Origin of the sequence: Shewanella sp. YQ_9, assembly GCF_043103185.1 — a bacterium.
GTDB classification, from domain to species: domain Bacteria; phylum Pseudomonadota; class Gammaproteobacteria; order Enterobacterales; family Shewanellaceae; genus Shewanella; species Shewanella algae.
The window spans coordinates 1-12,426 of record NZ_JBICJO010000039.1 but is presented as its reverse complement, the minus strand read 5'-3'; the positions used below and the strand labels follow the sequence as shown (position 1 = coordinate 12,426).

The window sequence follows — 12,426 nt, the reverse complement described above, 5'->3', positions numbered from 1 at the left end:
CTCCTGAAAAACAAAAGTGGCCAAGGTTATTACCTTGGCCACTCTATAGAATCAGGCTTAAATCAAGCTGAAGCTGGCTTAGCGGGTACCGTAAACTACTATGGTTTTACCGTGCGCCTGGATCAGGTTCTGCTCTTCCAGCATCTTGAGGATGCGGCCCACGGTTTCGCGGGAGCAGCCAACAATCTGACCGATTTCCTGACGGGTGATCTTGATCTGCATGCCGTCTGGATGTGTCATGGCATCAGGCTGTTTAGCCAGATGCAACAGGGTCTGAGCGATGCGACCGGCCACGTCGAGGAAGGCCAGGTTGCCCACTTTCTGGCTGGTGCTTTGCAGACGGTGTGCCATCTGAGCGGCCAGCTTCATCAGGATCTCAGGGTTAACCTGGATCAGCTGCTTGAACTTCTTGTAAGAGATCTCAGCAATTTCACAGGCTTGCTTGGCGCGAACCCAAGCGGTACGCTCGGCTTGCTCTTCAAACAGACCCAGTTCACCGATAAAGTCGCCCTGATTCAGGTAAGAGAGGATCATTTCCTTACCTTCTTCATCTTTAATCAATACGGCAACAGACCCTTTTACTATGTAATACAGAGTGTCTGAATCTTCACCAGCATGGATCAGAGTGCTTTTGGCTGGATACTTATGAATGTGACAGTGTGATAAAAACCACTCCAAAGTCGGATCTGGTTTTGGCTTACCAATCAGAGCCATGCCTATGTTCCTCGATTGATTAAAACGAAAGTAAGGATATTCTAAATAAGGATTTTACGTCAATATCAAAGAGTAAACTTTGAACCAGGTCTTAGTTTAGACTGAGTGAATCAACGCAATTAAATCGCTAATCTTGGTTATCATTCTGATACTTTAGTGATACATGTCAACCAATACAGATTAAAAGCCCCTGGAATCGCTCCAGTCTGTAGGTTAAATCACATCTTCTTCACCTTGCTCACAATTCGCCAAGCCCATTGAGGGCTACTATTAGCGTTTTATTGTTGGATTGACCTCGACTTTCACGCCGGGTTCGGGCTAATTTATGAGTCTGTATGCATAGATTATCAAAGGGTATCAGAGTGAAATCTCCCTTAATTGCAGCGGCTGCCATGTTGGCCTTGAGTCTGTTCAGCGGACAGTTACAGGCCTTTGCCATTCCCCAGCCAAGCAAGGAAATTGCCGCCAGCAAACTGGCCTATATTCAGCTCAATGCCGCCAATGGTGAAGTGGAAGCTCAGTACCTGCTAGGTTTGATGTACCTCTCCGGCCGTTTCGTTGCCGAGGACAAAATTGCCGGCCTCGCCTGGTTGACCAAGGCTGCCGAAGGGGGCGAAACCAAGGCGCAGCAAACCCTGGCAGACCTGGCATTTGAAGGCAAGTTGATGCAGCGGGATTTGGCGCTGGCCGAGCGTTGGTATCTGCCGTTGGCGGAGCAGGGCAACCATTGGGCCAGGTTCAGACTGGGCTTTCTCTATGCTTCAGGTGGTGAAGGGGTTAACCGCCATTGCGGCAAGGCTGTGGCGTTTTTCAGCTCGGCCGGTGATGACATCTCTCTTGGTAATGCAGCCTGGATCCTGGCCACTTGTCCCGAAGCCAAGTACCGCGATGGTGGTCGGGCGTTGGCGCTTGCCAAGCAACTACTGGAAGACAACAATCAGGACCCCACCAATCTCGATAACTTGGCGGCAGCTTACGCCGAATTAGGGGATTTTACCGCCGCGGTGGCGACTCAGCAGCAGGCCATTGCAGCGCTGGAGCAGTCGCAGGATCTCAGTAAGGCGCTTGAATTCCGGCAGCGGCTGGAGAGTTATCGCAGTCACAAGCCTTACCGTGAAGTGGTGCCCTTGATGGAATAACGCCCATTGTGAATGCTTCAAGCCGATACGGATAATCCCTTTGCCGAACGCTGGGGTTTTGGTTGAAGTTTTAGCTGTGGTTGATTGTGTTTGCGTCAGAGGAAGAAACTGACGCTTGCATGGGGAGCACGAATTCGGGCAATAAAAAATGCCCATTATGGGCATCTAAAATAGGGTAGGTTGTTGACATACTCGAGGGAACAAACAGATCAAGATGGGGGAATCTATCCCCAAGAGTATGTCAACCATCAGTATTTCGCCTGAAATCCCGATGACTGTAATTTACCCCTTTAGACTTAAATCAAACTTAATCGAGTCTGAAGCCAAAATTTATCTGCATCCAGCCTATTCAATATCCTGCTCCAGCAGGGCTTGGCGCTTATCCATCAGGTCTTTGATCAGCGGTGTCAGAATAAGCTCCATTGCCAGTGACATCTTGCCTCCCGGCACGACCAGGGTGTTAACCCTGGACATAAAAGCCCCCTGGATCATCTTCAAATAATAGGGGAAGTCGACATTGTTGATGCCGCGAAAGCGGATCACCACAAAGCTTTCGTCCAGGCTGGGAATATCCTTGGCGCTGAAGGGGTTGGAGGTATCTACCGTAGGAACCCGCTGAAAATTGATATGAGTGCGGGAGAATTGTGGCGTCATATGATTGATATAGTCGTCCATCGAACGCACGATTGAGCCCATCACTTTTTCACGGGTATGGCCGCGCTCAGAGGTATCGCGAATGATCTTCTGGATCCACTCCAGGTTGACTATGGGTACCATGCCAATCAAGAGATCCACGTGCTGGGCAACATTGCTTTCGCCGGTCACTACACCGCCGTGCAGCCCCTCGTAGTAGAGCATATCCGTGTCTTCCGGCAGCGGTCGCCACTGAGTAAAGGTACCCGGCATCTGGTTGTAAGGCACGGCTTCATCGAAGGTATGCAGGTAGGAGCGGGTTTCCCCTTGTCCCGTGCCGGCATAGTCGGAAAAACACTTCTCCAGACGGGCAAAGTCATTGGCTTCCGGGCCAAAATAGCTGATGTTGCGGTTTTCGGCCTTGGCCTTGCGGATCATCACTTCCATTTCGGCGCGGGTATAGTGGTGAAAGCTGTCCCCTTCCACCATGGCCGCGTTGATCCCCAGTTGTCTGAAGATGTGACTGAAGGCGGTTGTGGTAGTCGTGGTTCCGGCACCCGATGAACCTGTCACTGCGATAATTGGATGTTTTGCAGACATTTTTCCTACCTGTTTCAAAGAGCTTGGGCTGCGGGCCGACGCTGTGGTTATCTGACCCGTTAACCTTTAGTTAACTACTTATAAAGGAATGCAGGGGGACGGGTCAATCGTCGACAAGTGGGGTACGCCGCATGATCTCCTCGCGGGAGCGGATGGCAACAGACTCGTCATCTTCGCTGAATTCTACCAGTAAATGGCCGCTCTTGAGCGCCAGGCGGCACTTGCCGATGGCCTGCTCCAACGCCTTGTCACCCAGCGCATCGAAACTGCCGTCTTCCACCTGGGAAAGCAGGTATTCCTTAATCAGGTTATCCAGGGTTTCCTTGGGCAGTTGCAGCAGGGATTCATAGGGTATCAGCATGGGTTGACTCCGTCAGATAACGCAGCAATCGCTGCTCCAGATAATAGCGTGGCTGCCACGGTGTGCCGCCCTCGATAAAGCCCACATGGCCGCCATTGGCATGCAGCTCATATTCGACGCAGGCGGGCAGATGCTCCAATGAAGGGATTACGGCGTCAGTCATAAAAGGGTCGTCTGCTGCATGCAGTATCAGGGTCGGTTTGGCTATCTTACCCAATAAAGGCAAGGCGCTGGCCCTTTGATAATAGTCATCGACACCGTTGAAACCGTGCAGCGGTGCAGTCACCTGATGGTCAAAATCATAAAAGGTGTTCAGCCGTTTGATGGCTTCACCATTCAGCGGCAACTGGCTGTTGCCCCGCTCGAGTTTCAGCAGCATTTTTTGCTGCAATTGGCGGATAAGATAACTTTGATAAACTTTGGAGAAGCCTTTCTCCAACCGCTTGGCACAGGATGCCAGCGCCAGCGGTGCCGATACCACGGCGGCGCGGCTGAGCAGGCTTTTATCTGCAAATTCTCCCTGGTACTTGGCCAGTACATTGCCGCCGAGACTGTAACCCACCGCCAGCAGAGGCGAATGGGGATAGCGCTGCTTCAGGGTTTGCAGGCTATGGCTGATATCGGCCGTATCACCACTGTGGTAACTGCGCGCCAGGCGATTGTCTTCACCCGAGCAGCCTCTGTGATGGTGCACTACGGCTGCCAGCTCCTGCTTCTGACACTCGCACAGCAGGCGGCGGATATAGTGGGAGTCGGCGCTGCCTTCCAGCCCGTGCAGTATTACCAACAAGGGCTTACCTGGGATTGGCGTCTTGAGCCAGTCGAGGTCGATAAAGTCGCCATCTTCCAGCTCCAGCCGCTCACGCCGCAGCGGTAGCCCTGCCACCTTGGTCAAAACAGGTATGATCGTTTGAAAATGGGGGCTCCTGGCCCACCAGGGCGGACGAAAACTACTGCTCATGGGATCTCGCTTGCGAAATGGCCTATTGCCGTGGGCACTTTGCTGTGGTTAATTGGTTATTGGCAGGATTGTAACACAGATGTCAGCACAGCTGAGTGCAGGGGAATGACAGGAGGACAGGCATGCAAAGACGGCAGTTTCTGCTTTGGGCTTTGGGGGGAACCAGTGCATTGGCATTGGGTGTCAGCCTCTATGAGGAGGAGGAAATCGCCAACTTGAGTGAGCACGAAAAGCCCCATGACCTTCTGCTTGGTGCCTTGATCCCCGTGTTGCTGGAAGGAGCGTTGCCGGAGATTAACAAACATAGAAGCAGTGCCATCAATCGCACTCTGGATGCGGTCAATCAAACCCTGAAATGGCTACCTAAGGCCCAGCGTCAGGAGTTGGAACAACTGCTCGACATCCTGGAAAACCGCTTTGGTTTACTCTTGCTGAGTGGCAGCATGACGCCTCTAATGCTGCGCAGCCCCAATGAATTGGTCGAGATGCTGGAATCCTGGCGCAGCTCTTGGATGGAGCTGCTGCAACAAGCTTATCTCGGTCTCAGAGAGTTGTTGATGGCAAGCTATTATGCCTGCCCTGAGCATTGGGACAGACTCAACTATAACAAGCCAAAACTGGCACTCTGATACCCGACTGGAGACACATTTGCCGATAGCTGATCCCATTTTGGCCGGGCTGGCCGCAGGTTGGAAACATACAGATGGAGCCTCTTTGACCGAGGATCTTGAACTGGAGACGGATGTTGTCATCATAGGCACAGGTGCCGGCGGTGGCACGGCGGCTGAAGTATTGACTCAGGCGGGGCTCAGAGTCTTGCTGTTGGAGGCCGGGCCGCTCAAGTCATCCTCTGACTTTGTCATGGAGGAGCGCCGCGCCTATCCAGAACTCTACCAGCAAGCGGCGGCCATGAAGACCCAGGATAAGGGGATCAGTATTTTCCAGGGTAAGTCGGTCGGCGGCTCCACCACAGTCAACTGGACTACTTCGATTCGCACCCCCAAAGCCACTTTGGATTATTGGCAAAGCCTTGGGGTTAAAGGTTTGTCCCGCAGCGAGCTGGATCCCTGGTTCGACAAGATGGAGCAAAGGCTCAATATCAGTCGCTGGCCGATAGATCCCAACCGCAACAACCAGGCCCTCAGGGATGGCTGTGTCGCGCTTGGCTGGGACTACACAGTTATCAAACGCAATGTGCTGGGCTGCTGGAACACGGGGTACTGCGGCATGGGCTGCCCGGTGAATGCCAAGCAATCCATGCTGGTCACCACAATACCGGCTGCCCTGAATGCCGGGGCAGAGCTATACAGCCATGTTCGCGCCGAACGCTTCGAGCATCATGGTGAGCGGGTTTTTGCCCTTAGAGCCGAGGCGCTCGATGGCTATAACAAGCCTACAGGTGTCAAATTGATGATCCGCGCCCGTCATTATGTGGTGGCGGCCGGAGCAATCCACACTCCGGCATTGCTGCTGCGCTCACAAATGACAGATCCCTATCAGCGCCTCGGCAAGCAGACCTGTTTACACCCAACCGTACTCAGCGGCGCCCGCTTTCGGGAAGCAATCAATGCCCACTCCGGTGCACCGCAGTCGATATATTCGGATCAGTTTGTTTGGCAAGATGGTGCCACTGGTCAACCTGGATATAAGCTGGAGGTACCGCCGGTGCATCCTGTGCTTATTGCCTCCAAGACCTTGGGCTATGGGCCACAGCATGCCGAGCTGATGTCCTGGTTCAATCATCTGCAGGTCACCATAGCCCTGATCCGGGATGGCTTTTCGCCGGAATTGCCCGGTGGCCAGGTATTGCTGACAGATAAAGGTACTGCCCTGGATTACCCCCTGACGCCGGCCTTGTTTGCCGCCGCCAGAAGGGCCTTTGCCAGCATGGCCGAGCTGCAGTTTGCCGCAGGCGCCGAGCAGGTTATGCCCATCAATGAGGGCGCCGGAATTTTGTCCTCCTGGCAAGAGGCCAAACAGGTTATTGCCGAGATGCCGCTGGCGCCACTGAAGACCATAGTGGCTTCGGCGCATGTGATGGGTGGCTGCGCCATGGGGGAAGACAGGCAGTTATCCTGGGTGAACAGCGAAGGCCAGGCGCATTACTACAGCAATCTGTCGGTGATGGATGGCTCTGTATTCCCCAGCAGTTTGGGAGCCAATCCACAGCTGAGTATCTATGGTTTGACTGCACGCAACGCCAGCTTGCTGGCTCGGAGGCTCAAGCCTGAGCCAGCAGAGCAGGATGTTGCTGAGGGCTGAGGTTGAACTGTGCCAGATAGGTACTGAGATTGTGTTGCTTGTCTTCAGTGACGCTGCGAGGCAGGCCATTGAGTTTGTGCAATATCAGCTGCTGCCCTCTGCGTTCCATCATCAGCTCGACATCCAACATCTGTTGGTACTCGGCTTGTCCCAGGTTGGGTTTGGCCAGGCGTCTCAGCCGCCGATAGGGGCGCAGAATGCCGCTTTCCCACTGCTCAACTTCGCTGTGGAGCTGGGCCCATGAGCCCTGGTTAAGACTAACGCCTTTGTTGTCCAGGGTCAGCGCCAGCAGCAAGAGGTTGACTATCAGGCCGTGTTCATCCTGCAGCTTTATCAGCAGGCTTTCCAGCGCCGGGTAAAGTGTTTCACATTCCTGCCAAAGACTAGAGGTAAACAGACTCGTATGTGGCACGCTTTTCTCCTTGCTTGCAATCTCAACACCCGGGTTTCCCCGGCTCAAAGGCCTGACTCGGCTTCGATGGTGTCTATCTCTTCCTGAAGTTCCAACCAGTTCATTTCACTCTCTTCCAGCGCCTGCGAAAGTTGGGTGCGCTCGGCGAGGATCTCCGTCAGTCTGGGCTTTTGTTCGGCCTCGTAGAGAGAAGTATCCGCCAGCAGATTTTCCAGCTCCGCCAATCTGTCGGTAGCCTGGCTCTGCTCGGCTTCCAGTTTGGCCTGACGTTTCTTCAGCGGTGATAGCTTTTGCCTCAATTCAGCTTCCAGGCGCTTTTGCAGCTTCTTGTCCTGGGCCGGTGAGGCTTCGTCAACCTGAGACACACTTGCCGTTGCGGCTTTGGCGGCATCCAGCAACCACTGGTGATAGTCATCCAGATCGCCATCGAACATCCGCACTTCGCCGCCATCGACCAGGTAATAGTCGTTGCAGGTGAGTCTCAGCAGGTGACGGTCGTGGGACACTATCACCATGGCGCCTTCAAAGCCCTGCAGCGCTGCGGTCAGGGCGTGGCGCATCTCCAGATCCAGATGGTTGGTGGGCTCATCGAGCAGCAATAGATTGGGGCGTTGCCAAACCAGCAGCGCCAGCACCAGACGGGCCTTTTCACCACCGGAGAAGGGACGCACTTGGGCAAGTGCCATATCGCCCTGGAACCCAAAACCACCGAGGAAGTCTCTCAACTCCTGCTCGCGGGCATTGGGTGCCAGGCGCTGCAGATGCTGCAGCGGGGTATCATCCAGCTGCAGAAACTCTATCTGATGCTGGGCAAAGTAACCGATATTGAGCCCGGGATTGGGTTCGTACAGGCCGCGCATGGGCGAGAGCTGCTCAGACAACAACTTAATCAGGGTGGATTTACCGGCACCGTTGCGCCCCAGCAAACCGATGCGGGCGCCGGGTACCAGATTGAGATGCACCTTGTTGAGAATAGCCTTGTCGCCGTAGCCGACCGACACATCTTCCATCTTCACCAAGGGGTTGGGCAGCGCATCCGGCTCGCGAAATTCCATATAGAAAGGGCTGTCGGCCTTGGAAGGCATCAACTCAGTCATCCTTTCCAGTGCTTTCAGGCGGCTTTGGGCCTGTTTGGCCTTACTGGCCTTGTAACGGAAGCGGTCCACAAAAGACTGCATGTGCGCACGCTCTCGCTGCTGGCGCTCATAGGCCACCTGTTGCTGGGCCATACGCTCGGCGCGAGTGTGTTCAAAGGCGCTGTAGTTACCCTTGTAGAAGTTGAGTTTCTGGTGTTCCACATGGACGATTTCGTCCACTATGGCATCGATAAAGTCACGGTCGTGGCTGATCAGCACCAGCGTACCCTGATAGGATTTAATCCAACCCTCCAGCCAGTACATGGTATCCAGATCCAGGTGGTTGGTGGGTTCATCGAGCAGCAATAATTCCGAGCGACACAGCAGTGCCTGCGCCAGATTGAGACGCATCCGCCAGCCGCCGGAGAAACTCTTCACCGGATGGCTCTGCTGGGCCTCGGTAAAGCCAAGACCTGCCAGTAGGGTACCGGCACGGGCGCGTATGCTGTAGCCGCCTACGGCATCAAGCTTGCCGTGCAGTTCGGCTATCCTGTGGCCATTATCCTCTGCTTCAGCTTTCGCCAGCTGGGTTTCGAGCTCGCGAAACTCACGATCGCCATCGAGCACATATTCCAGTGCCGATACCTCCAGCGCCGGGGTTTCCTGGGCGACAGTTGCAATGCGCCACTGGGATGGCACACTGATCTCGCCTTTGTCCAGGTGTAGTTGCCCTAAAATCAGGGCCAGCAATGAGGACTTGCCCGTACCGTTGGCGCCGACTAATCCCACCTTGTGGCCGGGATAAATAGTCAATGAGGCCTCGTCAAGCAAGGTCTTGGTGCCACGGATCAACTGGGCATCGGAAATGGTGATCATGAATACTGCTTTGGAATACGCTGAATTTATGGGGCCAGATGATAGCCCAGAACCCCGGCCTCAGGCTATAGCAGCAACACTTTGCTGTGAGCTGGCACCTGGGTGTAAAAGTAGGTCATCATTTCGAATGAAAGACTCCCCTCAAAAGTATAGTTTTACGGCTAACGACGCGAAAAATATCGGAAAAAGCCAAAGTTTCAGATATTTCTGAGCTGCTTTTTGTAAAAACTTGCAGTACCATCCAGGCGCGCTCAAAAAAGCGCCACAGGAAACAAGGAGTTTTACCAAGGGGTAACCTAATTACCTTGGGGCAGACAGGGAGAGTCGTAGATGGGCGTAATCCGCGTAGTCAGCATGGCTGAGTTGCATCTCAGCGATGCCGGGCAGATTGAGGCTAACTGGCAAAGCTTGAGCCATGAACAACTGGTATCTTTGGCGCCGTCCGGGCGCTCGCTCGAGCAGCTCAAGCGGGAACTGGCCGATGGCAGCAGAGTGATCCTCAGTGATACTCCAACCTTGCCACTATTTCGTTATCAATCAGGCGAGTGGGTTACCAACATTCAAGAAGGTATTTCCCCTCACGCTGTTAATCAGATCCAAAAGCGTTTTGCCTCTGCAGGCAGCAGTGCTCACTTTAAGACATCCACCGGCAGCCTGGCCCCGGCCATCGAACCTGTTTACAGCCCGGATCCCAGCCTTACTCAGATTGCGCCCACCACGGCGCCAACGGCCAAAATCAGCCCCAAGTTCGCTCAAGCCAGACGCAGGTTGGAGTTGGAACTGGTTTACGATGACAAAGAGGAGACGGCGGCCGGTAAGGTGCCCTATAGAGTCGAATTCAGTGATGGTTCGCAAAAGAGCGGGGTATTGAATGCCAAGGGCTGGGCCTGCCTGGAAGATTGCCCCAACGGGGAAGCCACAGTGATCTTCGGCGATGAGGCTGAGCGCCAAAGTGCAGAGCAAAGGTTACCCGACCTCTACCGTCAGTTGGCGGCTTCGCTGGACACCGCGGCAGCGGAAATGGCCAAGAAAAGCGAACAGTTGGCCGCTCAGGCGGATGTTCAGCAAATCAGTGACAGCTTCAGGCAAAAAGTGGATGCACAGCTGGCGGAGCTGACGGCTCAGCGAGAACAGTTCAACCAACAGCAAATCTGGCAACAAGCCTTGCAGACTGGCCAGGCTTACACACAGGGGCTGAGTCAGGGAACAGCCAGCTTCATGGACGATTTGCTGGATTTCAGCGGCTTGATGGCATTCCTCGAGGAAGCAGAGATAAGTCTTTCTTTGTTGCTCGAGGCGATAATGACAGGCGATGTCGATGCTCTGGAGGCCAAACTGGCCCAATGGCGTGCCCGCGGTGAAAATGGCTTGAAGGCCACAGGTGAGGCGATGGAAATGCTGATCTTGCTGTTAAAAGACGAGTATGTCCGGGCCTTATTGCAATCACTGCCACTGCGTTATCTGGACGCCCTTCCCAAAGATAAGCTGGCCGAAATAGCCGGTTATATGCATAGCCGGGTCAGTTTGGATGGCATGTTGGAGATGTCTCTTGTCCTGCTTGCGGCGCTGGTTGGCAGCGTCTTTGGGGTGATCCTGATGTTCCTTTTGGTGACAAAGAAACGGGCCAATAGGATTATCAGCCCGGCCAGCAGCGTATTGGAAGATATCGCCAAGGCCCAAAAGGCGGTTCGGAACGACCATGCAGTTCAAACTTATATCGGGAAACACCAGACTCCACTGAATAGCAAGACACCAAAGGGTGATGTTGACACTCCTTTGAAAAGTCAGGAGAATCCAAAAGGTGTTCCGAATACGGGAGACAGTGCTCTCAATAGTGCTTTTCATGCTAAACACGTAAATCAACTAAAAGCTCTTGATCGTCAAGGTCTCTTGGATGAGTTAAGTGCTAATGGTATAAAGCATACTCCTGAAAATGTCGTAGATATCAGAAAGACACAAAATGGCCAAGTAGTCTTCTTGGAGATAGGAAATAAGCAAGCAGGCCTTGAGCATATTATGGTTCGTCATGAGCAAGATTTTGCTAGTGTTGGTATACATGCTGACCAAATACCAGATGCGGTTATGACAGCAGTAACGCAAGGAAAGGTAGTTGGGTATCAGGGGAAAAACAGAGGTCGAACTATTTATGATGTTGTCTATAACGATACTCGACATCGAATTAGTGTTACAATTTCCGACAATGGCTTTATTGTTGGTGCGAACCCTCAATCGCGTTTAACCCCATATATCTCGGAGTGAAAATATGCCTAATAGATTAAAGCTTTTGCCTGATTATGAATGTTATGCTCTTTGGGATGTTGATAGTTTAGAAAATTTAGATTCGAGAAAGCTTTCTATATCGGATGAATTAAAAGAGAAGATATCTAAATGGGAAGACCTTTATGATTCAACTCTTAATAATCATGATCCTAGTCAATCTGGTTTTTCTAATCTTGATGAAGAGAAGGAATTTGACTTAGAAGGGAGAGACATTTGGGAAAAACTGAAACTGGAATTAGGGGCAGAGTACGAAATTAGTTACTTTAGTGTTGTGGAGAATAAGCTGGTTTAGGACTGGGCTATTTCTTAGTCTGATTCAAAAAGCAGAAGAATATGGACACTCAGTCTTAATGCTGCGCTAGAGAAAAATGGAGAAACCCATAATTCTTGGCAGATCGTAGGCTCCTTGTTCTAACTAACAGATTTTATTTGTGCTACACCTTGAGAACCCTTGTAGCGTAAGAGTTTCCGGACATGTGTTATTGAACCCAGCTCAACAGGCTTAGTGTTCTAACTGCGTCAAGTTACTACTTTTAGACGATATCGGTGCAGTGAACTACTATTTGGAATAGTTATTTAGGTAGGTGAATTTTATGGGTTAAAAATGAATGAAATAAAAGTTATGCTTAATGATGCCGCTGAAGTTGTGGCGCCTTCACTTCATGATTTCGATGTCAAGTCATTAAGAATATTTAAGAAAAACTTGTTTCTACATTTAAGTGATAGGGATAAAGAGTTTGTTGTTAAGTTTGTAGAAGTCGAGCAGATGGTCATGGGTGGGTTTTGTGAACAAAATACAATTTTAGATTTGTTACTGTTAAGCTGCGAAAATTGCTCAGTGGAAGAATTGATACAGTCACCGCAACGTCTAGGACTCAAGTGTGAACTTAATGGTGAGGTAATGCATAAATACAAAAATGGAGATCTTATCTATTCGATATTATATCCATCTGTAGGATTAGATTTACAAGTGCTATCAAAAGAAGTTCATTTATACCAGAATTAAAGATTATACAGGACTGTCGTGACTCTTCGAAATTTTGTCAAATTTCTACTAGTTTGTGGTGCAAAAATATGCCCAAGGCGTTGATATGATTCCCATTGTCAAATAG

At 51.8% G+C, this 12,426-nt stretch carries 12 protein-coding genes; 6 read left to right on the top strand and 6 right to left on the bottom strand.

What is annotated here, in order from left to right; translation table 11 throughout:
- Nucleotides 1–78: 78 nt before the first annotated feature.
- The gene (gene crp, locus ACF8D4_RS12015; RefSeq protein ID WP_025011303.1) at nt 79–714 is read right to left on the bottom strand and encodes a cAMP-activated global transcriptional regulator CRP; all 636 of its coding nucleotides are present in this window, start codon (nt 712–714) and stop codon (nt 79–81) included.
- Nucleotides 715–1,070: 356 nt separating this feature from the next.
- On the opposite strand from crp, the gene ACF8D4_RS12010 reads away from it, so the two are divergent.
- Entirely contained in the window at nt 1,071–1,853 is a 783-nt protein-coding gene (locus ACF8D4_RS12010; RefSeq protein ID WP_025011302.1) for a tetratricopeptide repeat protein, read from the top strand.
- Between the two features lie 345 nt (nt 1,854–2,198).
- Here the strand turns inward: ACF8D4_RS12010 and ACF8D4_RS12005 are convergent, their stop codons facing one another.
- From ACF8D4_RS12005 to ACF8D4_RS11995, 3 genes are all read right to left on the bottom strand, one after another.
- Complete coding sequence (locus ACF8D4_RS12005; RefSeq protein WP_025011301.1) at nt 2,199–3,086, bottom strand: phosphoribulokinase; 888 nt, start codon at nt 3,084–3,086, stop codon at nt 2,199–2,201.
- A 103-nt stretch (nt 3,087–3,189) separates the two neighbouring features.
- Nucleotides 3,190–3,447 carry a YheU family protein gene (locus tag ACF8D4_RS12000; protein ID WP_025011300.1) on the bottom strand — a complete coding sequence of 86 codons (258 nt, stop codon included), beginning with the start codon at nt 3,445–3,447 and terminating at the stop codon, nt 3,190–3,192.
- Entirely contained in the window at nt 3,431–4,408 is a 978-nt protein-coding gene (locus ACF8D4_RS11995) for a hydrolase (RefSeq protein WP_392465575.1), read from the bottom strand. The genes ACF8D4_RS12000 and ACF8D4_RS11995 overlap by 17 nt, the downstream gene beginning before the upstream one ends.
- Nucleotides 4,409–4,530: 122 nt before the next feature.
- On the opposite strand from ACF8D4_RS11995, the gene ACF8D4_RS11990 reads away from it, so the two are divergent.
- A complete protein-coding gene (locus ACF8D4_RS11990; RefSeq protein ID WP_025011298.1) occupies nt 4,531–5,037 on the top strand; it encodes a hypothetical protein in 507 nt (168 codons plus the stop codon).
- A 19-nt stretch (nt 5,038–5,056) separates the two neighbouring features.
- On the top strand, nt 5,057–6,670 hold the full coding sequence (locus ACF8D4_RS11985) for a GMC family oxidoreductase (protein ID WP_144216758.1): 1,614 nt from the start codon (nt 5,057–5,059) through the stop codon (nt 6,668–6,670).
- Here the strand turns inward: ACF8D4_RS11985 and ACF8D4_RS11980 are convergent.
- On the bottom strand, nt 6,630–7,082 hold the full coding sequence (locus ACF8D4_RS11980) for a DUF2390 domain-containing protein (RefSeq protein ID WP_025011297.1): 453 nt from the start codon (nt 7,080–7,082) through the stop codon (nt 6,630–6,632). The genes ACF8D4_RS11985 and ACF8D4_RS11980 overlap by 41 nt on opposite strands.
- Before the next feature lie 44 nt (nt 7,083–7,126).
- A complete protein-coding gene (locus tag ACF8D4_RS11975) occupies nt 7,127–9,034 on the bottom strand; it encodes an ABC transporter ATP-binding protein (RefSeq protein WP_392465574.1) in 1,908 nt (635 codons plus the stop codon).
- Between the two features lie 330 nt (nt 9,035–9,364).
- Between ACF8D4_RS11975 and ACF8D4_RS11970 the strand changes: the two genes are divergently transcribed.
- The 3 genes from ACF8D4_RS11970 (at nt 9,365) to ACF8D4_RS11960 (ending at nt 12,320) form a co-directional block, all read left to right on the top strand.
- Nucleotides 9,365–11,293: a hypothetical protein gene (locus ACF8D4_RS11970; RefSeq protein WP_392465573.1), complete on the top strand. Its 1,929-nt coding sequence runs from the start codon at nt 9,365–9,367 to the stop codon at nt 11,291–11,293.
- Between the two features lie 4 nt (nt 11,294–11,297).
- Complete coding sequence (locus ACF8D4_RS11965) at nt 11,298–11,606, top strand: hypothetical protein (protein WP_025889188.1); 309 nt, start codon at nt 11,298–11,300, stop codon at nt 11,604–11,606.
- A gap of 312 nt (nt 11,607–11,918) precedes the next feature.
- Nucleotides 11,919–12,320 carry a hypothetical protein gene (locus ACF8D4_RS11960; protein WP_044733678.1) on the top strand — a complete coding sequence of 134 codons (402 nt, stop codon included), beginning with the start codon at nt 11,919–11,921 and terminating at the stop codon, nt 12,318–12,320.
- The last annotated feature ends 106 nt before the right edge of the window (nt 12,321–12,426 follow it).